Raw genomic sequence first — 25,633 nt, forward strand, 5'->3', positions numbered from 1 at the left:
AGGCCAGGGCTTTCCTGGCCTGGCTCGTTCAGCAGAGAGCCGGTTCGCTTTACTCCTGGGTCGCCGGCTCGCTGACGTGGATGCCGAACAGGCTGGCCTCGCCGACGCTGCGGCCCAGCGATTCCGGCGCGGCGATACGGCCATCGCGCACCATCACGTGGCCGCCCTGCCCCTGAGCGCCGCCGATCACGCTGCCCACCAGGTAGGTGGGGAAGATGTCGGGGTCGTTCTCGTAGTTGGGGTTGTGGATCAGGCCGATCATCTGGAAACGCCCACGGGTGTTGCGCAGCGACTCCAGCGAGTCCTGGATCAGGCGGCGGTGCGAGAGCTTGGAGAACAGGCCGTCGAGCAGGATCACGCTTTCGCGGCTGGTGCGGGCGCGGCGGCGGTGGTGCCCCGGCAGTTCGCGCAGCTCGCGCTCGATGGCAAACTCGGAGAGCTTGACCAGCCACATCAGCGACACCGCTTCACGCTGGCCCTCCGACATCTCCTCGTTGAGCGAGAACAGCCGCCCGTGAGGACGGATGGCGTCGTGCTTGAGGCGGATCGCCACGTCGTGGAACAACCCGCGGTAGATGCGCCGGCGGATCTGGCGCAGCAGGTCGTCGTCGCGGCGGCGTGCCTCACCGTCGACCATGCCACCGTCGCGCTCGGCGCGGCGGCGCATGGCGGCCTGGTGCTCGTCGATGTCGGCCAGCAGCGTGGCGATCAGCTCGCGCAGCTGGTCGGGGCCGATCAGCGAGGCCTTGACCTCGAAGAAGGCGCCGCCCTCGCCGCTGCTCTTGGCCACGCGTTTGAGGATGTCGAGGTTGCCGGCGGCATCCGAGATGATCGAGCTGAGACGCTCCACCAGGGTGCCTTCGATCTGCTCGCGAGAGGCATGCAACCGTTCGACCCGTATCTTGTGGTCGTCGAGCTGACCGGCAAGCTGGTCGTGCAGGCGCGAGAGATCGTCCAGCGCCTCGGCGTTGGCATGCGTCAGCCCGGCCAGGCGGGCGCGCTCGGTGTCGCTGAACATGCGGCTGTGTGCTGCTTCGGCCAGGGCCTCGGCCAGCTTGCGCTCGCCGCCCTCGACCTGGCGCGCCTGGCGTTCGCGGTTGCGCGCCTGCTCGCCCAGGTTGAGTTCGCCCAAGGCATCGACCAGGGTCTGCTGACAGGCTTCCAGCGCTTCGATGTCGAGCTCGCCCTGCCTTTCGCTTGCGACCATGTCGTGCCAGGCATCGAGGGCGGCATTGCGCGCCGCGTGCTCGTCCGCCTCTCCGGGCCAGCGGCTGGCTTCGGCGAGATCGACCAGTGCCGCCAGACGCCGCGGCCAGCCCTCGGGCAGGTCGCGCAGCACCCGCAGCCACTCCACCGCCAGCTGATCGATGCAGGCCAGCGCCCGGCGCTGCTCGGCCAGGCGTGCTTCCAGGGCGTCGCGCTCTTCCCCACGGGCCTTGCGCGTCTCGCGCAGCTCACCCAGCTCGCGCCGCACCCGGGCGATCTCGCGCTCGAGCTTCTGGCTGCCGCCGGCGGCATCGCGCACCTCCAGATAGGCGCGAATGCGGGTGAAGTCGAAGTCGGCACGGCGGGTCGCCCGAGCCTGAGCGGCCTCCAGTTCCTCCTGCATCTCGGCGGCAGTGGCCATGAAATCGACGCCGCCCTCGGCTTCGAAACGCGCCAGGGCGCGCAGGCGGTCGCGCTCGCCGTCGCTGAAGATGCCGCGCAGTTGGGCCTCGCTCTCTTCGACCTGACGCTTGAGCGTCTCGCGCTGCTCCTCGGCGGCGGCCAGTCGCTCACTCGCCTCGCTCAGGTGCCGCTCGAGTTCGGCGAGGCGCGCCTCCAGCGCCTGCAGCCGCTCGACGCCGCCGGCGTCGCTGAACTGCTCGGCGGCGAGCCAGGTCTGGCCGTGGGCCTCCAGCTCGCGGGCCGCCGCTTCGCGACGCGGTGCGAGCTCGGCCAGCGCCGTCTCGGCTTCGAGCCGCGCCTCGGCGGCCTCCTGCTGGGCGAACTCGCCGCCCTCCTGCAGGTAGCGCTGGTAGTCGTCGATACAGGCGAGCGCGACATCGGTCAGCCGCGGCGCCAGCGCCGCCTCGCGTTCGGCCAGGGCCGTCTGCCGCTCGGCCAGGGCCTCCAGGGCCACCTCGACCTGGGACTCATCGGCCTCGCGGGCACGCAGCGCCAGGGCGAAGGTCTCGCCGTGGGGATCGAGCCGTTCGCATTCCACGGCCAGCGCCTTCTGCCGCTCGCGGTCGGCGGCCAGCCGCTTCTCGGTGGCCTCGCGCAGAGCTTCCAGGTAGCTCGGGTCCAGTGCGGCCTTCACCGCCAGGGTCTCGACGCCGGCCACCGCGCCCAAGGGCGGCTCGCCCCGGCCCAGCAGGCCGGTCAGCGCCTCGGCTTCGAACACCGGCACCGCCAGGCCCGCCTCGATCAGCTCGGCGGCGGCCGTCTCGGCCGCCTCGCGCCCGGCCACCACCGGGGCGAACAGCACCCCGGCGGCCTGCACCAGCCACTCGCGGCGCTGCTCGGGGGTATGGGTCTCGACGTTGAGTACCGCATGCAGCGGCTGCCAGGCGATGCCGGCGGCGTCCAGTTGGCGGTGGGCCTCGGCCTCCACCACACGCCGCTCCAGCGGATCGCCGGAGAGGCTCTCCAGGTAGCGCTCGCGGGCGGCGATGTCGGCTTCCAGCGTCTCCGCTTCGCGCAGCAGCCGCGGATAGCGGCGGCGGGCGTCGGCCAGCCACTTCTCCGGGGCCAACTCGCTGCGCTCGGCAAAGTCGAGCCGCGCCCGGTGCAGCGTGCGCAGGTGGGTCTCTTCATCGAGCAGCCGCTTGCGCTCGTCGCCCAGCTCTCGCTCGCGTTCACGCAGGCGCGCGCGCAGGTGCACCGGCTCGTCGTCGCCGTGCAGCTCGCCGTAACGGCGGGCGGCCTCGGCCAGCGGTGCCAGCCGGGCCAGGGTGCGCTCGGCCTCCTGGCGGCGCTGCTCGGCCTCGCGGAAGTTCGACTCCAGCTCGGCCAGCGCCGTCTTGCGCCGCGTCCAGAAGCCGCTCACCGCTTCGCCCGGCCAGCCCTCGACGAAGGCGCGCCAGGGCGCCTGGCCGCGGGCCAGCAGGCCCTGCTCGCCGGTCAGACGTTCACGCTCGCCGTTGAGCCGCTCACGCTCGCCGCGGGCGATCTCGAAAGCTCCGAGCGCCTCATCGCGACGCCGGGTCAGCTCGTCGAGGGACTCGGCCAGCTCGGCCTCGCGCTCCTGTTTCTCCTCGAGCCGCTCGGCCGGTGCCAGATCGGGACACTCGCGGCGGTAGGCATCGTGCCAGGCGGCGACCTGCTTGAGCTCGCCGACACGGCCCAGGTGCGCGTTGAGGGCACGGCGAGCGTTCGAGGCCTGGGCCTTGGCCGCTTCGGCGCTGGCTTCGGGGGTTTCCAGCTCGGCCTCGCTGAACAGCCCCTCGGCCAGCGCCTGGGTGTAGAAGCTCTGGTTGTCGACGAAGTCGCGCTGTTGGGACTCCAGCCGCTCGCGCTCGTGCTCCAGGTCGTCGCGACGCTCGTCGAGTTCGGCCAGCTCGCGGGTCAGCTCCTCGAGATAGACCCCGTCGCCGATCACTTCCTCGCGGAAGCGGTTGCCATCGGCGGCCTCGAAGGCATCGGCGCCCTCGTCCAGCGCACTCAGGGCACGGTCGCGGGCCGTGTCGTCGGCCAGGGCGTGGCTTTCGGCCAGCCACTCGCGGGCAGCCTTGAAGCTGACGTGGCCGACGTCGCGGTTGAGCGGCCACTCGGCCTGGGGCAGATGAATCAGCCGCCGGTGCACGTCGACCCGGGCGCCGCGCTCGGAGAGCGCCTGACGCACGGCCCGCTCGGAAAGACCAGAGAGCGTTGCCAGCAGCGAGGTGGAGACCCGCGGCCGCGAGGTATCGCCGGCGATCCAGGCGAAGCCATCCAGCGGAGCGGCCCCGCGCTCGTCGGCGGCGTCCTCAGTGCCCTCTTCAGAAGCGGCACGCGGCAGGCCGGGCAGGCCCAGCAGCGCCTGGCCGCCCAGCAAGGCTTCGCTGGCCGCCAAGTCCTGGTCGAGCTCCATCAGGCGGGCGCGGGCGTCTCGCAGCGACTCGCCCTGCTCGCGCAGCTCGGCCAGGCGCACCACCTTGTCGCTGGCGCGGCGCTGGTCGCTCTCGGCTTCCTCCAGGCGATGGCGCAGCTCGGTGATGTTGGTGCCGGAGTTGAGGATCACCTCCTCGATCAGCTCCTCGCTCTCGTCGGTCTCGCCGCGGGTGGCGCCGGAGAGGATCTCGGGAGCCAGCACCTCGAAGAAGAACGCCTGGTCGGCCTTCTCGCCGGCGCGGGGCTTGATGGCGTTGAAGATCTGGCTCTTGTCGGCGCCGCCCTCCTTCTGGAAGGCGGCGAGCTGGGCCAGCTCGCGACGGGAGACGTGAGCCCCCACCGCCTCCAGCCACTCCTCGCGGTTGTGGGTCAGGCGCACGTTGCGCTCGGCCATGGCCGCCTTGACGTCGCGGTTGGCGTAGAGCGCCAGCTTGCCGTCGAGGGTCTGGTGGTGCACCGGCACGTCTTCGAGGCGCCCGGCATAGTGGTAGAAGGAGAGCCCGCTGCCGTCGCTGTAGCCGTAGAAGCCGAACACGAAGGTCTCGCCGGCCACCTCCTCGCCGACGGCGGCCAGCATGTCGTCCTGGCGCTCGAGCCCGCTGCGCGAACGGAACTCGACGCGCAGGTGGCTCCAGCTACGTGCCGTGCCGCCCACCGACGAGGGCGAGCACTTGCGCCGGGTGCGCGAGAGCAGCGTGCGGTCCCGCGACAGCAGGCCGATCAGCGCCTCGGAGAGCGTGGTCTTGCCGAAGCCGTTCTCCATGCTGATGGCGCTCGACTGGCCGCGCAGATCGAGCAGCACGTGACGCATCTTGGCGTCCCAGGGCGAGGCCACGTCGCCGTGCTTGTTGAGCAGGTTGGCGACCTCGATGCGGTTGATCACGCTCATGCCTGGGTCTCCTCGTGCTCGTCGATGACGGCCTCGTACTCTTCGTCCCGATAGCGGCCCTGGGCGCGGCCCTGAGCCAGCGCTTGCAGATGGCCGAGCTGATGAATGCCGATCTGCTCGCTCTCCAGCGCTCCAAGCAGGGTCTGCTGCCACACCTCGCCGACGCTCTCCTCGGTGCCGGCACTCGCTTCGGCGTCGCGCAGGCTTTCGAGCAGCCCGGCGCGCACCTGCAGATCGATGAAGGCACGAACCCGGCGGCTGATGTCCTCGCCGCGCTCCTCCAGCAACACGCGGCTGGTCTCGGGGGCCTCTTCGCCCAGGCTGCGCAGCGTCTCCAACTGGTCGCGCATCAACTCGACCAGCTCGGCCCCGGCGAAGGTGGCCTCCTGATAGCGGCTGACGTCGGAGAGCGCGCGGTTGTAGCGGGTGTAGAGCAGCGTATGCATCAGCAGCCACAGCTGCAGGTACCACTGGGCCAGCTCGGCGCGGCTCTCCTGGCGCAGCTTGAGCGCCTCGAACACCGGCTCGCGGGTGTAGAGCGGCGGCTGTTCCAGCTCCGGGTCGGGCAGCAGCGCGTAGTAGCGCGAGCCGGGTGCGATGCCGGGGTAGTCGCCGGATTCAAAGGCTTTGAGCCGCAGGCCCTGGCCGGCGAGGAAGTCCCGCAGCGCCTCGCGCTCGGCCTCGCTGGCGTCGTCGATCAGCGCGCAGACGTCGCGCTCGGAGAGCTGGCCCTCGCGGGCGGCACGGCGCTTGCGGCCGCCGCCCGGGGTGCGTTCGGCGCTGCGGTAGCGCAGCAGGTAGGCGACCACTTCGCCCATCTCGGTCATGTTCATACGTGCTGTTCCTGAAAGAAGCCGAGAGAGGGCGTCACGGCCCCCTCAATGCGGCGGCCGTCGTCGAGTTCGAGCTCGAACGGCGTCGCGTCGATACCCACCGTCAGCCCCGGAGCCAGCAATTCGGTATCAACGAAGGTGTTGAGCAGTTGGGCCAGGCAGTCGCCCTCTTCGAAGCGGTGCCAGCCCTCGGTCAGCGCTTCGGGCAGCGACAGCGGCGCACGGCGGAGACGCTGGCGAAGTGCCGGCCCCCGCGCTTCGAGGAAGCGTGCCAGCAGCGGGTCCTCCGGCGCCGCGTCACGCGCCTCGTCGAACACCAGCGCCACCGGGCTGGCGTCGGCGCGGCGACTCTCGAGCAGCGGCACCAGCGGCGCCAGGCGCGGGAAGGTGGCCTGCACGTGCAGAGGCATCATGCGCGCCACCACGGCGTCGCGCAGCGCGCCTGCGGGCGGCGCCTCCAATAGCTGGCGCGCCATGTCCTGGAAGTCGATCACGCCCATGGCCTGGATGCGCCCCTCGGCGATATCGGCCAGCAGCTCGGAAAGCCGGCGCGAGAGGTTCTCGATGGCGGTGAGCACACGGCCGATGGCGCTGGAGAGCACGCGCAGGTCCCAGTCGTCGGACTGCGCTTCGCGCCAGCTCTCGAAGCGCTCCATCAGGCGCGGCGTGGCGAGCTGGGCACGGGCGTCGAGCAGCGTCTGCTGAATGTTGGTCAGGGCGTTATGGTAGTGGCGCTCGTTGTCGAGCAGAGCGGAGAGCTTGCCCTCGCGGGTGGGATTCTCGCGCACCCGTCGCAGTTCCTGGGTCAGGGCACGGATCGCCAGCAGGATCTGGTTGGTGATGTCGGGAATGCGGGAGAAGTCGCCCCGCGCCAGCGCCGCCAGTACCTTGGCCGCGTCGTATTCGGAGTAGAGAAGGTCCTCGACCTGGCTGGCCAGGGTCACCGCCTGGCGGCCGCTCGGGGTGAGGCGCACCTGGCCGGTCTGGCCCTGCTTCTCGATCAGCGCGGTGCGCTTGGTGCTGCGCCGGCTGCGCTCCTCTGCCGTCGCGTCGTCGCTCGTCGTCGGCGATGGCGATGGCTGACGAAAATGGATCTCGCTGGGGGTGGAGAGCAGATTGATGACGAAGCTCAGATCGTCGTGGGGCAGTCCGGGGTAGCTCTCGCGCAGGTGATTGAGGCAGCGGCTCTGCGAGACGAAGGCGCTGTTGGTGGCGAAGTCCTCGTCGAGCAGATAGTCGAGCAGCAGGCAGCCGAGGTCGAGCCAGTAGCCGTCGCGCAGCCCGCGACGCTGCTCCTGGCTCACCTGGACGAAGGGCGAGCCGGGCTCGTGGGCGCTGTCGTGCAGGTCGATCAGCCGCGTCGTGGCGATCAGCAGCTTGCTCCAGGCGGTCATGGGGTCTTCCCTGCGGGCGAAGAAAAAGGAGCATTATGCCAAGCTCGGCACCTCGGGTCATGGCGCGGATGGCTCCATTTTCACACGGTCTCTGCTTTTACACGCAGCCACGTGGAAACGGCCGGTTTGCCGATATGCGAGAATGCTCGCTGTCTGGCGAGATCGTCACCTTCTCGCCTCGGAGTCCACAGCAGCGCAGGGAGTGCCCAAGTGATCGATCAGACGTTAAAGCAGGTCTTCGGCTATGACGACTTCCGCTCCGGACAGCGCCCGGTCATCGAGGCGATAACCAGCGGCCGTTCGGCGGCGGCGATCTTTCCCACCGGCTCCGGCAAGTCGCTGTGCTATCAGCTACCCGCCCTGCACCTGCCCCACCTGACGCTGGTCATCTCGCCGCTGCTGGCGCTGATGCAGGATCAGCTGTCGTTCCTGGCCCGCCACGGCATCGCCGCCGCCAGCATCGACTCGGGTCAGAGCCGCGAGGAAACGGCGGCGGTGATGGAAGGCGTCAAGCGCGGCGAGATCCGCATCCTCATGGTCTCGGTGGAACGACTCAAGAACGAGCGCTTTCGCGCTTTCATCCGCCGCGTGCCGATATCGCTATTGGTGGTCGACGAGGCCCACTGCATCTCTGAGTGGGGTCACAACTTCCGCCCCGATTACCTCAAGCTGCCCCACTACCGCCATGAGTTCGGCATTCCCCAAGTGCTGCTGCTGACCGCCACGGCCACGCCGCGGGTGATCGCCGACATGCGCGAGCGCTTCGGCATCGCCGAGGCCGACGTCACCGCCACCGGCTTCTACCGCCCCAATCTCAACCTGGAAGTGGCGCCGGTGCCGGCCGAGACGCGCCCGCGTCGCCTGGTCGAGTGGCTCAGGCCCCGTCTCGGCGGCGAGCCGCCCCAGCCCACCATCGTCTACGTCACCCTGCAGCAGACCGCCGAGCGTTTGGCCGCCTACCTGAGCAAGGCGGGTTTCGTTGCCACCGCCTACCACGCCGGGCTCGACGCCGAGACCCGCGAGCGCATCCAGCGCAACTTCATGGAAGGCCATACGCCCTGCATCGTCGCCACCATCGCCTTCGGCATGGGCATCGACAAGGCCGACATCCGTAACGTGGTGCACTTCGACCTGCCCAAGTCGGTGGAGAACTACAGCCAGGAGATCGGCCGTGCCGGCCGCGATGGCCAGCCCTCCGATTGCTTGATGCTGGCCGGGCGCGATCACGTCAACGTGCTGGAGAACTTCGTCTACGGCGACACCCCGGAGCCCCACGGCATCCGCAAGGTGATCGACGAGCTGATCGAGGCGGCCGGGACCTCACGCCAATGGGAGCTGGTGCTCAACTCGCTCTCCCAGCACAGCAACATTCGCCCGCTGCCGCTCAAGACACTGCTGGTGCAACTCGAACTGCGTGGCTATATCGCGCCGCGCTACAGCTACTTCGCCGAGTACCGCTTCCGCCTGCACGACGAGCCCGAAGTGCTGGTATCGCGCTTCCAGGGCGAACGCAGCGCCTTCGTTCAGGCGATTGTCGACGCCTCGCAGCGTGCCCGCACCTGGTTCAACCTCGACTTCGCGGCCCTCGAACGGCTAGGCGAGGAGCGCGGCCTCAACGTCGAGCGCGCCCGCGTGCTCACCGCGCTAGACTATTTCGTCGCCCAGGGCTGGATGGTGCTCGAAAGCAAGCAGATGACCGAGGTCTATGAGGTGCTGCGCGGCGACATCGACGCCGCGGCCCTGAGCGAAGAGCTGCACGCCTATTTCCACGACAAAGAGCGGGCCGAGGTCGAACGTCTGCACGCCATGCTGGCGTTGTTCGAGAGCGAGGCGTGCCTGAGCCGCCGACTGGCCGAATGGTTCGGTGACACCCGGGCGCCGGAGCGCTGCGGCCACTGCTCGGCGTGTCGCGGCGCCGTCGCTCGTCTGCCGGAGCCCGAGCCGCTCGAGCCGCTGTCGAGCGAGGCCGTCGCACGCCTCACGGGAGAGCTGGTGCAACAGCTGGCCGCCAGCGACGAGCCTCATCCCGTCACCCCCGATCTACTGGCCCGCTTCCTGTGCGGCCTGACGTCTCCCCTGCTCACCCGGCTCAAGGCGCGCCGCCTGGCGGGCTTCGGCGCGCTGGAAGCGTACCGTTACGCCGAGGTCAGGGAGCTGGCCGCCCGCACGACATCGATCGATGGTCAGGCGTCGGCGGCACCGATGCCGTAATGGCGCAGCTTGTTGGCAATGGTGGTATGCGAGACCCCGAGCCGCTTGGCCAACTGGCGGCTGGAGGGATACTGCGGATAGAGCAAGGCCAGGATGCGGCGCTCCACGTCGCCCATGATGTCGGCGAGCGAGCCGTCGAGGTCGATGCCCGAGAGCCCCGGCGTCTCGCCCACGTCCGGCAAGCGCAGGTGGGCGGGCTCGATGGCGTCGCCCTCGCACAGCGACACCGCCTGGAACAGCACGTTCTCGAACTGGCGCACGTTGCCGGGCCAGTGGTAGGTGGAGAGCCTGGCCAGCGCCGCCGGTGACAGCGACGGCATACGGCAGCCGATCTGACGCGCGGCGCGATCGATGAAGTGCAGCGCCATGGCCTCGATACCGTCGAGACAGTCGCGCAACGGCGGCACCGCCAGCGACAACACGTTGAGCCGATGATAGAGATCCTGGCGGAAATGGCCTTCGGCGCAGAGCCGGGGCAGATCCTGCTGGGTGGCACAGATCACCCGCACGTCGAGATAGGTCTCCTCGTCGCTGCCCACCCGACGAAAGCCCCCGTCCTGCAGGAAGCGCAGCAGCTTGACCTGCAGCCGCGGGCTCATCTCACCCACTTCGTCGAGGAAGATGGTGCCGCCCGCGGTCATCTCCAGCAGGCCGAGCTTGCCCTCCGGGCGCGCCCCCTCGAAAGCACCCGGCGCATAGCCGAACAGCTCCGTCTCGGCCATCGATTCCGGCAGGCCGGCGCAGTTGAGCGCCATGAACGGCGACTGCCCACGGGCGCTGGCCAGGTGGCAGGCCCGCGCCAGCAGCTCTTTACCGGTACCGGTTTCACCGTGGATCAGCAGCGGCGCGTCCAGCGGCGCCATGCGCCGCGCCTCGCGAATCAGCGCAGCAAGTCGGGGACTCGCCTGGAACAGCGCATCGAAACCACGCAGCTCTTGGCGCTGTACCTGGTAGATGCGCTCGCCGATCCGGTCAGCGCTGTGCAGGGTCACCACGGCTCCGGCCAGGGAAGCCACGTCGTCGTGGTGCTCACGATGCAGTGGTGCGATGTCGGCGAGGAAGGTCGCATCGCGCAGCTTGATGCGCAGGCCGTTGACCCGCGCATTGTTGCGCCGAACCAGCGCCGGCAGATCCACGTCGGGCAGGTAGCGGTTGAGCGATAGCCCCGGCACCTCGTCGATGCGCACCCCGAGCAGCTGCCCGGCCGCGCGGTTGGCGGCCACCACGTGCCCCTCCATGTCGATCGACATCACCGGATCGGAGAGCGACGACAGCAGCGCATCGAGCTCGAGATGGCGCCGCTCGCTGGGCATCAGGCTGACCCGGCGCACGCCGAACACTCCCGGTATCGCCTCGAGCACCGGTTTCAGCGTGGCCAGTTGCGCATTGAGCAGGTTGGGAATGTGCAGATAGATGGCGTTGCCATGCTCACCGCCCACTTCGCCCCGCGCCACGTTGAGGCCGTAGTCGACGAAGTGCGACACGATATCGCGCAGGATGCCGATACGGTTCTGGCAGCGAAACCTCAATCTCATGGCGCTGGTGCCTCCGGGCGCGAAAAAGTACGTCAAGCCGACGTGACTCGCCTGTAAAGATAACGTGACACCTCTAGCGGTACAAACCTCGACGCTGCTGAAGTTGACGATATGGAAAGACGATCCGACATCAGCCGTCACGATTTCTTTACGCCCAAACCTCACTTCCCTTCGAAAAAGCCATCCGAAGACTGACAGACAACGCGCACACCGGCCCTAGACTCGAGTCAAAGGTTCGCCACACAAACACAAGATTTCAGCCGACCGGAGTGCCCCATGACGTCATCCAACCCGCATTTGAGCGATGTCGCCAGCAAGACCGGCTACCGCGCCCGTCTGCCCGACGAGAATGGCTACATCGACTGGCCGGAACAGGACAACGCCACCTGGCAGACCCTGATGCAGCGCCAGCTCGGCATGCTCGAAGGGCGCGTCTGCCAGGAGTATCTCGACGGCCTGGAGCGCCTCGCCCTGCCCGAGGACCGCATCCCCCAGCTCGCCGACATCGACCGCGTGCTGCAAGCGGCCACCGGCTGGCAAACCGCCCAGGTACCGGCGCTGATCCCGTTCGACACCTTCTTCAAGCTGCTGGCCAACCGGCGCTTCCCGGTGGCCACCTTCATCCGTACCCCGGAAGAGCTCGACTACCTCAAGGAGCCGGACATCTTCCACGAGATCTTCGGTCACTGCCCGATGCTCACCAATCCGGCCTTCGCCGAGTTCACCGCCACCTACGGCCGCCTGGGCCTTGAAGCCGAACCTAAGCAGAGAGTCTATCTGGCGCGCCTGTACTGGATGACGGTGGAGTTCGGTCTGGTGGACACCCCGGCGGGCCGGCGCATCTACGGTGGCGGCATCATCTCCTCGCCCAAGGAGACCCTGCACGCACTGTCGGATACTCCCGAGCATCTGCCGTTCGATCCCATCGAGGCGCTGCGCACCCCGTACCGCATCGACATCCTGCAGCCGCTCTATTACGTACTGGACGATCTCACGACCCTGCACGACCTTTCCCAGCAGGACATCATGGCCATGGTGCACCGGGCCATGGAGCTGGGCCTGCACGAACCGCGCTTCGAGCCGGCCCCGAAGGCAGCCAAGGCATAAAGCCGAACGCCAGCGACGACACCAATACCAACAAACCCTGACGAGGAGTGACCATGAGCCAACTTTCCGAACAGCAGTGCGAAGCGTGCAGCTGGGACGCCCCCCATGTCACCGACGACGAGCTCGATACGCTCAAGCGCGACATTCCCGAGTGGAGCGTAGAGGAGCGCGACGGCATCAAGCAGCTCGAACGCGTCTTCAAGTTCCGCAACTTCAAGCAGGCGCTGGCCTTCACCAACCGAGTCGGCGAGATTGCCGAGGAAGCCGGCCACCACCCCGCCCTGCTCACCGAATGGGGCAAGGTCACCGTGACCTGGTGGTCCCATGAAATGAAAGGGCTGCACAAGAACGACTTCATCCTGGCGGCACGCACCGACAAGGTCGCCGAGCAGCACTGAGCGGCTCATGCGGGCTGGCGCAGCCGTCCTGGCTGCCCGGCTCACAACGTTTTGGGTCGATGTCTCCCAAAATTTATCGGCATTGTCTTACGTAGCAAATGGCGATATGCCTCTCTCGCTACCGCCCCGATCTCGATTAGGTTGAAAAGCGGCACCGTTACGGTGCCGTTACGTAAACCATACGAGAGAAGAATATGAAAAGGATCCTTCAAGGTGCACTGCTGGCACTCCTGCTGAGCTTCGCCTCGCTCGCTGCGGCTGAGGACGTCGCTCCGATCAACGTCAACACCGCCGATGCCGAGCTACTCACCGAACTGCCGGGGGTCGGCCCGAGCCGGGCCCAGGCGATCGTCGAGTATCGCGAAGCCAACGGCAACTTCGAGAGTGCCGACGACCTCACGCAGGTCAGCGGTATCGGCCAAGCCACAGTGGACAAGTTCCGCGATCAGGTCACGTTCTGAGGCGAGCTTGCGCTAGGCATTGGCCATACACAGCGAGGCCGGCAGATGCCGGCCTCGCTGTCGTATGGCGCAGAGTAACGTTCTGGCGTACTACAAGCGCAGGCCGCCATCGCATTCGATCACGCGCCCGGTGAAGTAGTCGTTCTCGATGATGAACGCCACGCTCTGGGCGATGTGGTCCGGGTTGCCGAGACGCTTGAGCGGCACGCCTGCGGTCAGCTTCTCCAGCATGTCCTCGCGCATCGAGGCGGTCATGTCGGTCTCGATGAAGCCCGGCGCCACCGCGCCCACACGAATGCCATAGCGCGCCAGCTCCTTGGCCCAGGTGGTGGTCAGCGCCACCACGGCGGCCTTGGCCGCGGCGTAGTTGCTCTGCCCCATGTTGCCCGCCCGGGAGATGCTGGAAATGTTGACGATCACCCCGTCGTGCCCCGCCTCGACCATCTGCGCCGCGGCTTCGCGACCGCACAGGAACACACCGGTGAGATTGACGTCGATGACCGACTGCCACTGCTCCAGCGACATGGTCTTCTCGACCTTGCCGTCCTTCGCCTTGACCAGCAGCGCATCGCGCAGAATGCCGGCATTGTTGACGAGACCGCTGACCGGCCCCAGGCGAGCCGCCACGTCACCGAAGGCGCGCTTCACCGATGCTTCGTCAGCCACGTTGACCTGAAACGCTCCCGCCTCGATGCCTTCTGCATGCAACACGGAGACGGCCTTGTCCAAGGCATCCGTGTCCATGTCCAGCAACGCCAGTTGGGCGCCCTGACGTCCGAGACGCTGTGCCATGGCAAAACCAAGGCCACGGGCGCCGCCCGTGATGGCAATTACGCTCTTGTCCAGTTTCATTCGTTGTCCCTTGTCAGAGGTATGAGTCTTGGGCTCATTGCCCTGCCAGGCGGCCGAGCCTGACGAGCGAGCCATTCTTCTTGCCTTACTCCTCTATTCGGCACTTCAGGGCGCCGACTTGAGGCTGAAAGGATCTTTTGTGCATTGCAGCATAAAGGATGAGGACCGTGAATGCCAAGCGGGCCGTACGCATGCGCTTGAATTCCGGTCGAGCATCCCCATTTAGCACTGAACGACACCCTCGGAGCCGACATGCCGCTACTGCTCTTCTTCTCGCTGTTCACCCTACTCGACTTCGTCGTCCTGTTCTCCGTCGGCAGCCAGATCGGTCTGCTGCCCACTCTGCTTCTGGTACTGGCCACCGGCTTCACCGGTCTCTACCTGATCCGGCAGCAGGGTACCGCCACGCTGCTACGCGCCCGCGAGCGCATGGCTCAGGGCGAGCTGCCCTCCAGCGAATTGCTTACCGGCGCCGCTCTCATATTCGGTGGCGCGCTGATGCTCGCTCCGGGCTTCCTGTCCGATGCGCTCGGTCTGCTCTGTGTGATGCCCGGCGCACGGCGCCTGCTTGCCCGACTGCTGGCGCTGCTCAATCTGCGCTGGCTTGCCACGGTCACCCGTCAGAACTCGAGCGCAGCGCAACAAGATGAAGCACGACACGATGCCGGGTGGCAGCAGCACGGGCATGAAGCCGAACGGCAGCGCAGCGACGAGCAGGGGCCGCCGCTGGAAGGCGACTTCATCAGCCGCGACGAGCCACGGCGTCGGGGTTGAGAGGATTCGGCGAAGCGTGAAATTTTTTTACTGCTGACCCTTGAAAGGCATTTGCCCGGCCCCATTTCTCGGTCAGCACAAGGCTACGGCGCCGAGCGGAGCTCGGTGCCTTTGACAAGGAAGGCGTCCTCGCCTCCCCTTCCAGACCCTCTGGAAGTGAATGACGAACCGCCATGTCCAGGCATGGCATCACAGACCATCAGGAGAACGTGAGCAATGAACATCCGTCCCTTGCACGATCGCGTCGTCATCCGTCGCGTTGAAGAAGAGCAAAAAACCGCTGGCGGCATCGTGCTTCCGGGCAACGCCCAGGAAAAGCCGACTCGTGGCGAAGTGCTCGCCGTCGGTAACGGCCGGATTCTCGACAACGGCGATGTTCGCCCGCTGGACGTCAAAGTCGGCGATACCGTGATTTTCAAGGATGGCTTTGGCGTCGAGAAGCAGAAGATCGATGGCGAGGAAGTCCTGATCATGAGCGAGTCCGACATTCTCGCCGTGGTCGAAGGCTGAGCCGACGAACCCTACTCCGTTCCCATAAGACGTTCACGAACTCACAGGAAGTAACGAAAAATGGCAGCGAAACAAGTCAAATTCTCCGATGATGCACGCAAGCGCATGGCCCGTGGCGTTGACGTTCTGGCCAACGCCGTCAAGGCCACCCTGGGTCCGAAGGGCCGTAACGTGGTGCTGGAGAAGTCCTTCGGCGCACCGACCGTGACCAAGGACGGCGTCTCCGTGGCCAAGGAAATCGAGCTGAAAGACAAGTTCGAGAACATGGGCGCGCAGATGGTCAAGGAAGTCGCTTCCAAGACCTCCGACGTCGCCGGTGACGGCACCACCACCGCCACCGTGCTGGCTCAATCCATCGTCACCGAGGGCATGAAGGGCGTGACCGCCGGCATGAACCCGATGGACCTGAAGCGCGGCATCGACCAGGCCGTCATTGCCGCCGTCAAGGAAATCGAAGCCCTGGCCGTGCCCTGCACCGATTCCAAGGCCATCGCTCAGGTCGGCACCATCTCCGCCAACGGCGACAAGCGTATCGGTGAGATCATCGCCGAAGCGATGGAGAAGGTCGGCAAGGAAGGCGTCATCACCGTCGACGAAGGTCGCGGCTTCGAGGACGAGCTGGAAGTGGTCGAAGGCATGCAGTTCGACCGCGGCTACCTGTCGCCCTACTTCGTGACCAACCAGGACACCATGGCGGTCGAGCTGGAAGACCCCTACCTGCTGCTGGTCGACAAGAAGATCTCCAACATCCGCGAACTGCTGCCGGTGCTGGAAGCCGTCGCCAAGTCCGGCAAGCCGCTGGCGATCATCGCCGAGGACATCGAAGGCGAGGCCCTGGCCACCCTGGTGGTCAACAACATGCGCGGCATCGTCAAGGTTGCGGCTGCCAAGGCGCCCGGCTTCGGCGACCGTCGCAAGGCCATGCTGCAGGATATCGCCATCCTGACCAACGGCACCGTGATCTCCGAGGAAGTGGGTCTGACTCTGGAGCAGGCCAACCTGGATCACCTGGGCAGCGCCAAGCGCATCACCATGTCCAAGGAGAACACCACCATCATCGACGGCGCCGGTAACGAGGGCGACATCGAAGCCCGCGTCAACCAGATCCGCGCGCAGATCGAAGACACCTCTTCCGACTACGACCGCGAGAAGCTGCAGGAGCGCGTCGCCAAGCTGGCCGGCGGTGTTGCCGTCATCCGCGTCGGTGCTGCCACCGAAGTCGAGATGAAGGAGAAGAAGGCCCGCGTCGAAGACGCCCTGCACTCCACTCGCGCTGCGGTCGAGGAAGGCGTAGTGCCTGGCGGTGGTACCGCTCTGGTTCGCGTGCTGACCAAGATCAAGGACCTCAAGGGTGAGAACGAGGACCAGACCCACGGTATCGCCATCGCGCTGCGCGCCATGGAGTCTCCGCTGCGTCAGATCGTCACCAACGCCGGTCAGGAAGCTTCCGTGATCCTCAACGAGGTGAAGGCTGGCCAGGGCAACTTCGGCTACAACGCCCAGACCGGCGAGTTCGGCGACCTGTTCGAAATGGGCGTGCTGGACCCGGCCAAGGTGACCCGTACCGCGCTGCAGTCCGCCGGCTCCGTGGCAGGCCTCATGATCACCACCGAGTGCATGATCGCCGACGATCCGGAAGAGAAAGAAGGCGGCCCGGACATGGGCGGCATGGGTGGAATGGGTGGCATGGGCGGCATGATGTAAGCCGGCCAACTCCCAAGCCCTTTACAAGCCCCGCCATCGTGCGGGGCTTGTGCTTTTTGGGCTACCATCACGCTTTTCCCAACAAGCAAGCCGACCCCATGCTCGCCAATATCCGTATCGTCCTCGTCCAGACTTATCACCCCGGCAACATCGGCGCCTCGGCGCGAGCCATGAAGACCATGGGCCTGACGAATCTGGTGCTGGTCACCCCCCGCTGTTTTCCCGATAGCGAGGCGTCACGGCTGGCAGCTGGCGCCGAGGACGTGGTCGACGGCGCCCGAGTGGTGGCCACGCTGGCAGAGGCGGTGGCCGACTGCGTCCAGGTGGTAGGCGCCAGCGCCCGGCTGCGCAGCCTGCCCCTGCCACATTTCGACGAGCCCGAGGCGATGGCCCGGGAGCTGGTGGAAAACGCCGCGGGCGATCCGGTGGCCCTGGTGTTCGGCCGCGAGCGCTTCGGTTTGACCAACGACGAGATCCGGCTGTGCAGCCATCAGGTCAGCATCCCCGCCAACCCGGACTACGGCATCCTCAATCTCTCCCAGGCGGTACAGGTGCTCGCCTACGAGGTATTCAAGGCTTGGCGCCTGCGGCCAGAGAACGGCTATCGCCATGCGCGCCCTGCCGAGGAGCGTCAGCCGACCCGCGAGCAGATGGCGCACTTCCATGAGCACTTGAGCCGGGTGATGCAGGTGAGTGGCTTTCTGACCCAGCCCCATGCCCGCACCGAGGCCCAGTTGCAAGCCCTGTTCGCCCGGGCTCAGCCCAGCCGCAAGGAGCTGTCGCTGCTGCGAGGTCTGCTTCGCTCGCTGGAAGAATCCGCCACGGGCGACTAGGCTTCGAAATGCCCTGTCACGGAACCTTCTTTTGATCGTTACGGCACTGTCATCGCCGCCGTGAGAAAAAGGGCGTGATCCCATGAGGGGATCGGGCAATGGACACTGTCGAAGGTACGACACGGACGCGAGCAAGGAAGCGGAACGGGATGCGGCATCGAATATGCCCAGGGAGACATGCGCCACGAGGCTACTTGCCCGTGGCGCTCTTTCTTTCATGCCCTGACGCGCTGTTATGACCCCCGACGCTCTTCCACGACTTCCGACTCGCCGACGTGCAGCGACTCCCAGCCCGGCACTCCCTCACGGATTCGCTGCGAGAAATCGGGCGCGCGGTGAACCTGCCGTGCCCGCTCGTCGATCCGGCCGCCGGCTTCCAGCTCGGGTAGCGAATGGCCGGGCCACAGCCCGCCCACCTTGAAGGCATAGCCCGGCAACCGGTCGGTGACCAGCAGCCGGTAATCGAACGGCAGGCGTGCGCCGATGCCGCGCGCCATGTCGAAGATCAGCGAAGTGCAATTGGCCGTGATGGTGTTGTAGAAACGCGGTGATTCGACCAGCGCATTGGCTTCGTCGACGTAGGCCAGCAGCAGCGAACGCATCGCCCTGCGCGACATGTGCAGGCGATAGATCGAGACCCGCTCGCCGCGCACCTTGGTGCGCAGCCCCACTGCATCGCGCTCGTCGGCGGCAACGATGGCAAGCTCGTACTGGCGGAAGAAACCACCGATCTCGGAGAAGCGCTCGCCCTTCAGGCGCCGTACCTCCACGGAGAAAAGCACGAAGCGCTCACCTTCGAAGCCGAACGAGATCATCACGTGAGCGACACCGGGGCGCCCCCAACTGGAGACGATCATGTCCACCGAGTCGAGCCGTTCGAGGTCGTAGCTGCGCTCTTCCCAGTGCTCGTCCGCCTCGTCTCGGGTGTGCCAGTCGAAGTCACGCACGTGATGCAGCGTCAGGCGATCGCCGCGCACCTCACCCGTGGCCAGATGGACTACGTCCGCCGACCAGGGACGATCATGGGTGGGCTGCAGACGGAACCACCAGATAAGCAGCGCCGCCAACAGCAGCAGCAAGACAACGCTTGCCGGCCAGATCCCCTGGGCGCCGAGCATGACCAGCACCAGGGCGACCAGGCTCCATCCCGTGACCGCCAGGCGCCGCAGGTTCGGCGTACCGGGCAGTCGGAACCACAGCGCAGCTGCGCCCCACATAGCCGCCAACGCCAGTACGGTATGGGCGACAATACCTACTATCAGCTGAGCCATTTCATTCCACTTCTTCCGAGATGCGGCCATATTAGCAGCCTGTAGAAGGCCATGCCCGTCTCGCAGTGGTATGAGGTGACGAACGTCGAAATCAGGCTGGCGTCAGCCAGGCGGCATAGTCCGTCAGGCGGCCTTCCAACTCGCCGCGGGTGACCTGTCGATAGAGCCGCTGCAACTGCGCCGTCACGGAGTTGAGGTCGATGGGCTGCTCGGGCAATGGTGCGCCGGCTCGGGCGCCGATATGCCGTCCGTCGAGCTCACGCAGCGGCAGGATCTCCGCCGCCGTGCCGGTGACGAAGGCCTCGTCAGCGGTATACAGCTCGTCGCGGGTAATGCGGCGCTCGCGCACCTCGAGCCCGAGCACGTTGCGAGCCAGGCGAATCACGCTGTCGCGGGTGATGCCCTGCAGGCAGGAAGTCACTTCCGGCGTATGCAGCGCCCCGTCGCGCAGCAGGAAGACGTTGGCGGCGGATGCCTCGGCCACGTAGCCCTCGGGGTCGAGCATGATCGCCTCGTCGAAACCGGCCTTGACGGCGGTGTTGAGCGCCAGCATGGAGTTGACATAATGGCCGTTGGTCTTGGCCCGGCAGAGGCTGATGTTGACGTGATGCCGAGCCCAGGAGGAGGTCAACGCCCGCAGCCCCAGGGTGGCGGCTTCGGCCGAAATGTAATCGCCCAGATCCCAGGCGGCGATCATGACGTGTACCGAAAGCCCCTTGGCGCGCAGCCCCAGCCCTTCGGCGCCGAAGAACACGGTCGGCTTGAGATAGGCATTGCGCAATTCGTTGCGCACCAGGCACTGGCGCTGGGCCTCGATCAGCGTTTCTTCGTCGAAGGCCACGGGGATGTCCAGGGCGTGGGCACTGTCGAGCAGCCGGCGGGTATGCTCGGCGACCCGAAACAGGTGGGTTCCGTGGGCTCCCGCATAAGCCCGCACACCCTCGAAGCAGCCCATGCCGTAGTGCAGGGTGTGGGTGAGCAGGTGCGTCTTGGCGTCGCGCCAGGGCAGCCACTTGCCATCCAGCCAGATCCAGCCGTCACGATCGTATAGCGGGGTCATGTCGTCCTCGTCGTTCCAACGCGCCGCCACCCCTCTCGCCAGCTGTCGATCAGCGCGCGCTGATGGGGTTGCAGCGCCTGGTAAGCCCAGGCGGCGATCTCGTCGTCCTGCGGATCGGGCACCGCAATACGGCTACCCGACAGGGCTTGCAGCACCGCATGACCGCACAGCGGCACGTAGCCTTCGGAATAGCCGCCCTCATGAATCATCACCAGCTTGCCGCCACTGATACGCTCGGCCAGGGCCTTAAGTTGCTGCGTCATGGCAGCGAAGGCAGAGCTGTTGAGCATCATCTTGCCGAGTGGATCCTTGCCGCAGGCGTCGTAGCCGCAGGCCACCACGATCAGATCGGGAGCGAAGTCGCCGATGGCAGGCAACACCAGCTCCTGCATGGCATAGCGGTAGGCACCGATGCCACTGCCGGGCGGCATCGGCAGGTTGAGGTTGGCACCAAGGCCCGCGCCCTCGCCCAGCTCATCGAAGTCGCCGGTGTCGAGCGGATAGTTGCCGGCCTGGTGAATCGACACCGTCAGCACGTCGGGGTCGTCGTAGAACGCCGCCTGCTGGCCGTTGCCGTGATGAACGTCCCAGTCGAGAATCGCCACGCGCCGAACCAGGCCCAGCGCCCTGGCGTGCATCACCGCCACGGGAATGTTGCCGAGCAGGCAGAAGCCGCGACCGCGGTCGGCCTCGGCGTGATGTCCCGGCGGGCGACACAGGGCATAGGCATTGGGCAACTCACCGCCGGCCACCGCCTCCACCGCCGCGATCGCCAGACCGGCCGACTGGCGGGCCGCCGCCAGGCTGCCCGGCGTGTACGGGGCACATTCACCGGCATCACCGCCGTAAGTCCTGTCGCCCTCTTCGAGTTCGTCCAGATAGCGCCCGGTGTGGAATCGCGCCAGGTCCTCGCGGCTGGCTGGCGGCGCCTTGCGCACCTCGAGCTCGTCGATCAGCCCCGAGACTTCGAGCAGGTTCTTCAGCCGGCGCTTGCTCTCGGGGCTCTCGGAAGCGGGCTGCGGCTGCAGGAACTCCCCCGGCGCCGAGAACACGCCGATGGCACCGGGGTCATGCCAGAAACAGCGCTCGTGCCAGAAGAAGCCGGTTCTGCGCCCTTCGCTCATGGCCGCTTCTCCAGTTGCTCCCAGACCTCGATGGCAGCTGCCAGATCCTCGAGAGAAGCGCCCACCGACTTGAACAGCGTGATCGCATCGGGACTTGTACGCCCCGGCTTCTCCCCTTTGAGCAGCTCCGCCAGATCGGCGGCGATGTCATCGAAGGAGAACGCACCTTCCGCGATGGCCTGGTGCAGATCACCTGCCTCGCCCCGGGCCCCGGCGTAGGTGTCGACGAACACCTGGGAACGGCGCAGACACTCGGCGTCGGTCTCACGCATGCTGGGGCGAAAGGCGCCGATCAGATCGAGGTGCGTACCGGGAGTGAGCCACTCACCGCGTATCAACGGCTCGGTGGAGAGCGTCACGCAGCTGATCACATCGGCCTCGCGAGCAGCGGCGGCAAGATCCTCCACCGCCTCGCAGTCGAAGCGCTCGGCGTACTCCGCCGCCACCTGGCGTGCCTTCTCCAGGTTGCGCCCCCACACGCGCACGCGCCGAATGGGGCGCACCGCGGCGTGTGCCTCGATCACCATGGGGGCCAGCTTGCCGGTGCCCACCACCAGCAGCGACTGGGCGTCCTCCCGAGCCAGCTCGCGGGCCGCCAGCGCAGAGGCTGCCGCCGTGCGCCGCCGGGTCAGCTCACTGCCCTCGAGGCAGGCCAGCGGGCGGCCATGGGCCCCCTCGCTGAGAAAATAGACGCCGGCGATGGCCGGCAGGCCATGCTCGGCATTCTGCGGGAAAACGTTGACCATCTTCACGCCAATGTAGCCGGCCCGTTCCCAGGCCGGCATCAACAGCATGGTGGCTTCGCCATCCGGCCGATGCATGGCGTGATGATGACGCGGCGGCGCCTCGACCCCTTCACGGAAGGTCAGCGCCAGTCGCTCGATCAGCGCGTCCCAGGGCAGCGCGGCGGCTACCTCATCGGCGGTGACGACGCGCATGTCAGGCCTCCGGCAGAGCCGCGATCACCATGATCTCGACTTTCCACTCGGGCTTGGCCAGCTTGGCCTCCAGCGCGGCGCGAACCGGCGGACGCCCCGGCACCACCCAGGCTTCCCAGGCGGCGTTCATCTGGTCGAACTCGGCCATGTCGGTGACCCACACCTGGGCCGAGATGAGATGCTCCTTGGAGCTGCCGGCCTGAGCCAGCAGCTCGTCGATGCGCGCCAATACCTGTTCGGTCTGGCCGCGCATGTCGGCAGTGGCATCGCTCGGCACCTGGCCGGCCAGATAGACGGTACCGTTGTGCACGGCGATCTGGCTCATGCGGGCGTTGCTTTCATGGTATTGCACGGACATGTCGTTCTCTCTTGCAAAAGGTGATGGGAATGAAGCAGCCGATCATGGCATGCCTACGGGGTGACGTCAGCCACCCATGAAGCCATCCATGAAGGCGGCAAGGTTATTGCCCAGGTGCTCGGTCGGGTAGCCGCCCTCCTGAACCAAGACGACAGGCAGTTTCATTCGGCTCAGGCGACGCCCCACGGCAGTGAAATCATGCGTCTCGAGCGTCATGCCGGCCAGCGGATCGTCGCGGTGCGCATCGAGCCCCAGAGCCACGACCACGGCTTCGGGGCGGAAGGCTTCCAGCCTGGCGATCAGGGTTTCCAGCGCCTCGAGGAAGGCCGCCCCGTCGCTGCCCAACGGCAGCGGCAGGTTGACGTTGGCACCCAGTCCTTCGCCCATGCCCTCCTCGTTGGCGCCGCCCCAGAAGAAAGGGTAGAAATCGCTCGGATCCACGTGCAGCGAGCCTGTCCAGACATCGCCCCGGTAGTAGAAGATGTCCTGGGTGCCGTTGCCGTGATGCAGGTCGACATCCAGTATCGCCACCCGCGAGAAGTGCTCGCGCAGCACCGTGGCCGCCAGTGCTGAGTTGTTGAGGAAGCAGAATCCACCAGCCCGGTCGGGGCCGGCGTGGTGGCCGGGAGGACGACACAGTGCGTAGGTAGTGCCATGGCCTTCCAGCAGCGCCTCGGCAGCCGCCTGGGCCGTGGCCGCGCTGGCCAGTATGCCGCGGAAACTGTCGGCGCCGATGGGGCACGCCATGTCGTGCAGATGCCAGCCCGCCTGCCCCACCGGGTGACGTGGATAGTGATGCCCACCGCCGCAGGGATGAATGTTGGGCATCACCAGTTCGGAAGCACCGGGCAGCTCACGCCAGCGGGCATGAATGGTTTCGAGGAAGCTCAAATAGCGCGGCGTATGGATCTTCTCCAGACGGCTGCGCAGCCGCGGGCTGTCGAGGTCCTCCGGCTCGTGCAGTGCCAGACCGGTGGCCTCGATACCCCTGGCCAGCAGCTCGGCACGCACCGGGCCCTCAGGAGACGCGGTGATCTTGCCGCGCAGCAGGAAGGAGCCCGGTGCGTGCAGCTCCTGATCGGGGTGGTAGAAGAGCTTCATCTCGGTTCCTCAAGCGAAGCGAGTCGATAGTTCTTCTACCCTACCCTGCCGGGCGGCATCGTGAAACCTCCCGGCTCCCTCAGCAGCGTCCCTGCATGCGCAGCCCGGGTGGGCAGAAGCCGCCGCGATGATCACGGTGGCGACGACCGTCGTGGTAGTAGTAGTGCCGCTCCACATAGCGGTCACGGTGGCGGTGCCGGTGCTTTTCTCCGTGATAGTAGCGGTCGGAGCCATCCACCACGATCAGCGGTTCTGGCGTGACACGAGCCGGTGAGTAGCTACAGCCGGCCAGCGCCAGCATCAGGGGCAGAACGGCCAGGGTGAGCAGACGCGGGAGCAGTTTCATGACTTTTACCTCATTGGTAAAGTTGGATGCCCTTCGATTCCCTCAAGGAGGCGTCGGCTTTCCATCAGCTAGCGCCTCTCTTCTTGGTGCGACTCTCTGGGCAAGGCCAAACTGAAAGCAGCCTCAACAACGCCCTTGCTTGGCCAGACCAGGCGGGCAGAAACGGCCTCCCGGCGGGCCACCATGGTGCCCACGGCCATCGTCGATGACGACCAATGGCTGCGGGCTGATACGCGCCGGTTGGTAGCTGCAGCCGGCCACCAGCATGGCGGCCAGTACGATCACGAAGGGGAATGCCAGACGCCGTGACATGGCGTATCTCCAAGTTGACGAACAGTGTTCATAATAGCGGAGCGTAACGCCTTTACACATGTGGCGCAGCGGCTACAAACAAGTCGCCGAACGGCGACATTGCCAGCCCTTCGATAACGCGCGATAGTGCATGCTCGTTAGCCTGCAAACGGGACAAACCATGGACGCCCTCCGCCGCCACTCGCTGCTGCTGATCCTACTCGGCAGCCTGGTCATCTCACTGGCCATGGGGCTACGCCATGGATTCGGTCTGTTTCTGGAGCCCATGAGCAGCGATCTGGGATGGGGGCGTGAGGTATTCGCCTTCGCCCTGGCGCTGCAGAACCTGATCTGGGGCTTCGCTCAGCCCTTCACCGGCGCGCTGGCAGATCGCTACGGAGCCGCTCGGGTGGTGGTCATCGGCGGTGCGCTCTACGCCCTGGGTCTGCTGTTCATGGGAATTTCCGAGTCGGCGCTGGGCATGTCGCTCTCCGCCGGGCTGCTGATCGGCCTGGGGCTCTCGGGCACCACTTTCTCGGTGATCCTGGGCGCCGTGGGCCGTGCCGTGGCTCCGGAGAAGCGCAGCATGGCCATGGGCATCGTCAGCGCGGCGGGCTCGTTCGGTCAGTTCGCCATGCTGCCCGGCACTCTGGGCCTGCTCGGTTGGCTGGGCTGGTCGGCCGCGCTGCTGGCCATGGGCGCCCTGGCGGCGATGATGGTGCCGCTCGGCGCCATGCTGAAGGACCGCCCCTCCGCGCGCCTGGCCACGGACCTCTCACTGCGCGGAGCGCTGGATGAAGCCGCCGGCCATCGCGGCTTCTGGCTGCTGTGCCTGGGCTTCTTCGTGTGCGGCTTTCAGGTGGTGTTCATCGGCGTGCATCTGCCCGGCTATCTGTTCGACAACGGCCTGGCGCTGCACGTCGGCAGCACGGTGCTAGCCCTGGTGGGGCTGTTCAACATCTTCGGTACCTACGCCGCCGGCTGGCTGGGCGGAATCTACTCCAAGCCGCGCCTGCTCAGCTGGCTCTACCTGACCCGCGGTGCGGTGATTGCGCTCTTCGTCTTCATGCCGCTGAGCCCCGCCAGCGCCTACCTGTTCGGCATCGCCATCGGCCTGCTGTGGCTCTCCACCGTACCGCTGACCAACGGCATCGTGGCCTCGGTGTTCGGCGTGCGTCACCTCTCCATGCTGGGTGGCATCGTCTTCCTGTTTCACCAGGTCGGCTCGTTCACCGGCGTGTGGCTGGGCGGCATGCTCTACGACCTGCACGGCGACTATGATGTGGTATGGAAGCTTGCCATTCTGCTCTCGGTGATCGCTGCTCTGCTGCACTGGTTCATCAGCGAGGCACCCATCGAGCGCAACGCTCCTCGCGAGGCTCAGGCATGAAGCGCTACCCATTGGTGAAACTTGCCGCTCTGATCGTCCTGGCCGGTGCCCTGGCACTGGTCTGGTGGGGCTGGCAAACCGCCGATGCTGCGTTGCTGCTGCTCGGCGTACGGCTGTGCTGAGCCTGCCGCTGCCGTTCTCCACGGCCCGGCCCACCCCGTTCCCGGCCTAGCTTACGG

The 25,633-nt window shown here is 66.6% G+C and carries 23 protein-coding genes; 10 read left to right on the plus strand and 13 right to left on the minus strand.

The window, feature by feature from the left end; translation table 11 throughout:
- Positions 1–49: 49 nt before the first annotated feature.
- Genes HOP58_RS12100 through HOP58_RS12110 form a run of 3 tightly spaced genes read right to left on the minus strand, consistent with a single transcriptional unit; the run spans position 50 to position 7,190 of the window.
- Positions 50–4,963 (minus strand): hypothetical protein, encoded by a 4,914-nt coding sequence (locus tag HOP58_RS12100; RefSeq protein ID WP_234254607.1) that lies wholly within the window; start codon positions 4,961–4,963, stop codon positions 50–52.
- Positions 4,960–5,796: a hypothetical protein gene (locus HOP58_RS12105; protein ID WP_234254608.1), complete on the minus strand. Its 837-nt coding sequence runs from the start codon at positions 5,794–5,796 to the stop codon at positions 4,960–4,962. Before HOP58_RS12105 ends, HOP58_RS12100 begins: the two co-directional genes overlap by 4 nt.
- On the minus strand, positions 5,793–7,190 hold the full coding sequence (locus HOP58_RS12110) for a hypothetical protein (RefSeq protein ID WP_234254609.1): 1,398 nt from the start codon (positions 7,188–7,190) through the stop codon (positions 5,793–5,795). Before HOP58_RS12110 ends, HOP58_RS12105 begins: the two co-directional genes overlap by 4 nt.
- Before the next feature lie 210 nt (positions 7,191–7,400).
- Between HOP58_RS12110 and HOP58_RS12115 the strand changes: the two genes are divergently transcribed.
- The gene (locus HOP58_RS12115; RefSeq protein WP_234254610.1) at positions 7,401–9,401 is read left to right on the plus strand and encodes an ATP-dependent DNA helicase RecQ; all 2,001 of its coding nucleotides are present in this window, start codon (positions 7,401–7,403) and stop codon (positions 9,399–9,401) included.
- On the opposite strand, the gene HOP58_RS12120 is transcribed toward HOP58_RS12115, so the two are convergent.
- On the minus strand, positions 9,374–10,936 hold the full coding sequence (locus tag HOP58_RS12120; RefSeq protein ID WP_234260398.1) for a sigma-54-dependent transcriptional regulator: 1,563 nt from the start codon (positions 10,934–10,936) through the stop codon (positions 9,374–9,376). The two genes, HOP58_RS12115 and HOP58_RS12120, sit on opposite strands and share 28 nt — an antisense overlap.
- A 276-nt stretch (positions 10,937–11,212) precedes the next feature.
- Between HOP58_RS12120 and phhA the strand changes: the two genes are divergently transcribed.
- The 3 genes from phhA (at position 11,213) to HOP58_RS12135 (ending at position 12,902) form a co-directional block, all read left to right on the plus strand.
- Complete coding sequence (gene phhA / locus HOP58_RS12125) at positions 11,213–12,043, plus strand: phenylalanine 4-monooxygenase (protein ID WP_010628248.1); 831 nt, start codon at positions 11,213–11,215, stop codon at positions 12,041–12,043.
- Between the two features lie 53 nt (positions 12,044–12,096).
- Positions 12,097–12,441, plus strand: coding sequence for a 4a-hydroxytetrahydrobiopterin dehydratase (locus HOP58_RS12130; protein WP_010628247.1), 345 nt, complete (start codon positions 12,097–12,099; stop codon positions 12,439–12,441).
- Positions 12,442–12,635: 194 nt separating this feature from the next.
- Positions 12,636–12,902: a ComEA family DNA-binding protein gene (locus tag HOP58_RS12135; protein ID WP_010628246.1), complete on the plus strand. Its 267-nt coding sequence runs from the start codon at positions 12,636–12,638 to the stop codon at positions 12,900–12,902.
- Positions 12,903–12,992: 90 nt separating this feature from the next.
- On the opposite strand, the gene HOP58_RS12140 is transcribed toward HOP58_RS12135, so the two are convergent.
- Positions 12,993–13,754 (minus strand): SDR family oxidoreductase, encoded by a 762-nt coding sequence (locus HOP58_RS12140; RefSeq protein WP_234254612.1) that lies wholly within the window; start codon positions 13,752–13,754, stop codon positions 12,993–12,995.
- A gap of 252 nt (positions 13,755–14,006) precedes the next feature.
- On the opposite strand from HOP58_RS12140, the gene HOP58_RS12145 reads away from it, so the two are divergent.
- The 4 genes from HOP58_RS12145 to HOP58_RS12160 all read left to right on the plus strand — a co-directional run bounded on the left by HOP58_RS12145 (position 14,007) and on the right by HOP58_RS12160 (position 17,575).
- A complete protein-coding gene (locus HOP58_RS12145) occupies positions 14,007–14,528 on the plus strand; it encodes an FxsA family protein (protein ID WP_010628244.1) in 522 nt (173 codons plus the stop codon).
- A gap of 216 nt (positions 14,529–14,744) precedes the next feature.
- Positions 14,745–15,038, plus strand: a complete 294-nt coding sequence (locus tag HOP58_RS12150; RefSeq protein ID WP_010628243.1) for a co-chaperone GroES — start codon at positions 14,745–14,747, stop codon at positions 15,036–15,038.
- Between the two features lie 60 nt (positions 15,039–15,098).
- Complete coding sequence (gene groL, locus HOP58_RS12155; protein WP_010628242.1) at positions 15,099–16,742, plus strand: chaperonin GroEL; 1,644 nt, start codon at positions 15,099–15,101, stop codon at positions 16,740–16,742.
- A 98-nt stretch (positions 16,743–16,840) separates the two neighbouring features.
- Positions 16,841–17,575, plus strand: a complete 735-nt coding sequence (locus tag HOP58_RS12160) for an RNA methyltransferase (RefSeq protein WP_234260399.1) — start codon at positions 16,841–16,843, stop codon at positions 17,573–17,575.
- 233 nt (positions 17,576–17,808) lie between these two features.
- Here HOP58_RS12160 and HOP58_RS12165 read toward each other — a convergent pair whose 3' ends face one another.
- From HOP58_RS12165 to HOP58_RS12200, 8 genes are all read right to left on the minus strand, one after another.
- Complete coding sequence (locus HOP58_RS12165; protein ID WP_234260400.1) at positions 17,809–18,846, minus strand: DUF4105 domain-containing protein; 1,038 nt, start codon at positions 18,844–18,846, stop codon at positions 17,809–17,811.
- Between the two features lie 91 nt (positions 18,847–18,937).
- Positions 18,938–19,906: a branched-chain amino acid transaminase gene (locus tag HOP58_RS12170; RefSeq protein WP_234260401.1), complete on the minus strand. Its 969-nt coding sequence runs from the start codon at positions 19,904–19,906 to the stop codon at positions 18,938–18,940.
- Positions 19,903–21,030 carry a class II histone deacetylase gene (locus HOP58_RS12175; RefSeq protein ID WP_234260402.1) on the minus strand — a complete coding sequence of 376 codons (1,128 nt, stop codon included), beginning with the start codon at positions 21,028–21,030 and terminating at the stop codon, positions 19,903–19,905. Before HOP58_RS12175 ends, HOP58_RS12170 begins: the two co-directional genes overlap by 4 nt.
- Positions 21,027–21,968: an ornithine cyclodeaminase family protein gene (locus tag HOP58_RS12180; protein WP_234260403.1), complete on the minus strand. Its 942-nt coding sequence runs from the start codon at positions 21,966–21,968 to the stop codon at positions 21,027–21,029. The genes HOP58_RS12175 and HOP58_RS12180 overlap by 4 nt, the downstream gene beginning before the upstream one ends.
- A 1-nt stretch (position 21,969) precedes the next feature.
- Positions 21,970–22,326 (minus strand): RidA family protein, encoded by a 357-nt coding sequence (locus HOP58_RS12185; RefSeq protein ID WP_086511986.1) that lies wholly within the window; start codon positions 22,324–22,326, stop codon positions 21,970–21,972.
- 66 nt (positions 22,327–22,392) lie between these two features.
- Positions 22,393–23,427 carry a histone deacetylase family protein gene (locus HOP58_RS12190; protein WP_234260404.1) on the minus strand — a complete coding sequence of 345 codons (1,035 nt, stop codon included), beginning with the start codon at positions 23,425–23,427 and terminating at the stop codon, positions 22,393–22,395.
- 79 nt (positions 23,428–23,506) lie between these two features.
- Positions 23,507–23,773: a hypothetical protein gene (locus tag HOP58_RS12195; RefSeq protein WP_234260405.1), complete on the minus strand. Its 267-nt coding sequence runs from the start codon at positions 23,771–23,773 to the stop codon at positions 23,507–23,509.
- A gap of 123 nt (positions 23,774–23,896) precedes the next feature.
- Positions 23,897–24,085, minus strand: a complete 189-nt coding sequence (locus tag HOP58_RS12200) for a hypothetical protein (protein ID WP_010628232.1) — start codon at positions 24,083–24,085, stop codon at positions 23,897–23,899.
- 160 nt (positions 24,086–24,245) lie between these two features.
- On the opposite strand from HOP58_RS12200, the gene HOP58_RS12205 reads away from it, so the two are divergent.
- Positions 24,246–25,454, plus strand: a complete 1,209-nt coding sequence (locus HOP58_RS12205) for an MFS transporter (RefSeq protein WP_010628231.1) — start codon at positions 24,246–24,248, stop codon at positions 25,452–25,454.
- On the plus strand, positions 25,451–25,576 hold the full coding sequence (locus HOP58_RS23045; RefSeq protein WP_267963416.1) for a hypothetical protein: 126 nt from the start codon (positions 25,451–25,453) through the stop codon (positions 25,574–25,576). The genes HOP58_RS12205 and HOP58_RS23045 overlap by 4 nt, the downstream gene beginning before the upstream one ends.
- Positions 25,577–25,633 lie beyond the last annotated feature (57 nt).

This window comes from Halomonas sp. MCCC 1A11062, from assembly GCF_021404355.1.
Classification (GTDB): Bacteria; Pseudomonadota; Gammaproteobacteria; order Pseudomonadales; family Halomonadaceae; genus Halomonas; species Halomonas aerodenitrificans.

What these genes read in the sequence shown, in the direction of transcription:
- HOP58_RS12100 (WP_234254607.1), bottom strand. Translation starts at nt 4,963, where the DNA reads ATGAGCGTGATCAACCGCATCGAGGTCGCCAACCTGCTCAACAAGCAC.
- HOP58_RS12105 (WP_234254608.1), bottom strand. Translation starts at nt 5,796, where the DNA reads ATGAACATGACCGAGATGGGCGAAGTGGTCGCCTACCTGCTGCGCTAC.
- HOP58_RS12110 (WP_234254609.1), bottom strand. Translation starts at nt 7,190, where the DNA reads ATGACCGCCTGGAGCAAGCTGCTGATCGCCACGACGCGGCTGATCGAC.
- HOP58_RS12120 (WP_234260398.1), bottom strand. Translation starts at nt 10,936, where the DNA reads ATGAGATTGAGGTTTCGCTGCCAGAACCGTATCGGCATCCTGCGCGAT.
- phhA (WP_010628248.1), top strand. Translation starts at nt 11,213, where the DNA reads ATGACGTCATCCAACCCGCATTTGAGCGATGTCGCCAGCAAGACCGGC.
- HOP58_RS12130 (WP_010628247.1), top strand. Translation starts at nt 12,097, where the DNA reads ATGAGCCAACTTTCCGAACAGCAGTGCGAAGCGTGCAGCTGGGACGCC.
- HOP58_RS12135 (WP_010628246.1), top strand. Translation starts at nt 12,636, where the DNA reads ATGAAAAGGATCCTTCAAGGTGCACTGCTGGCACTCCTGCTGAGCTTC.
- HOP58_RS12140 (WP_234254612.1), bottom strand. Translation starts at nt 13,754, where the DNA reads ATGAAACTGGACAAGAGCGTAATTGCCATCACGGGCGGCGCCCGTGGC.
- HOP58_RS12145 (WP_010628244.1), top strand. Translation starts at nt 14,007, where the DNA reads ATGCCGCTACTGCTCTTCTTCTCGCTGTTCACCCTACTCGACTTCGTC.
- HOP58_RS12150 (WP_010628243.1), top strand. Translation starts at nt 14,745, where the DNA reads ATGAACATCCGTCCCTTGCACGATCGCGTCGTCATCCGTCGCGTTGAA.
- groL (WP_010628242.1), top strand. Translation starts at nt 15,099, where the DNA reads ATGGCAGCGAAACAAGTCAAATTCTCCGATGATGCACGCAAGCGCATG.
- HOP58_RS12160 (WP_234260399.1), top strand. Translation starts at nt 16,841, where the DNA reads ATGCTCGCCAATATCCGTATCGTCCTCGTCCAGACTTATCACCCCGGC.
- HOP58_RS12165 (WP_234260400.1), bottom strand. Translation starts at nt 18,846, where the DNA reads ATGGCTCAGCTGATAGTAGGTATTGTCGCCCATACCGTACTGGCGTTG.
- HOP58_RS12170 (WP_234260401.1), bottom strand. Translation starts at nt 19,906, where the DNA reads ATGACCCCGCTATACGATCGTGACGGCTGGATCTGGCTGGATGGCAAG.
- HOP58_RS12175 (WP_234260402.1), bottom strand. Translation starts at nt 21,030, where the DNA reads ATGAGCGAAGGGCGCAGAACCGGCTTCTTCTGGCACGAGCGCTGTTTC.
- HOP58_RS12180 (WP_234260403.1), bottom strand. Translation starts at nt 21,968, where the DNA reads ATGCGCGTCGTCACCGCCGATGAGGTAGCCGCCGCGCTGCCCTGGGAC.
- HOP58_RS12185 (WP_086511986.1), bottom strand. Translation starts at nt 22,326, where the DNA reads ATGTCCGTGCAATACCATGAAAGCAACGCCCGCATGAGCCAGATCGCC.
- HOP58_RS12190 (WP_234260404.1), bottom strand. Translation starts at nt 23,427, where the DNA reads ATGAAGCTCTTCTACCACCCCGATCAGGAGCTGCACGCACCGGGCTCC.
- HOP58_RS12195 (WP_234260405.1), bottom strand. Translation starts at nt 23,773, where the DNA reads ATGAAACTGCTCCCGCGTCTGCTCACCCTGGCCGTTCTGCCCCTGATG.
- HOP58_RS12200 (WP_010628232.1), bottom strand. Translation starts at nt 24,085, where the DNA reads ATGTCACGGCGTCTGGCATTCCCCTTCGTGATCGTACTGGCCGCCATG.
- HOP58_RS12205 (WP_010628231.1), top strand. Translation starts at nt 24,246, where the DNA reads ATGGACGCCCTCCGCCGCCACTCGCTGCTGCTGATCCTACTCGGCAGC.
- HOP58_RS23045 (WP_267963416.1), top strand. Translation starts at nt 25,451, where the DNA reads ATGAAGCGCTACCCATTGGTGAAACTTGCCGCTCTGATCGTCCTGGCC.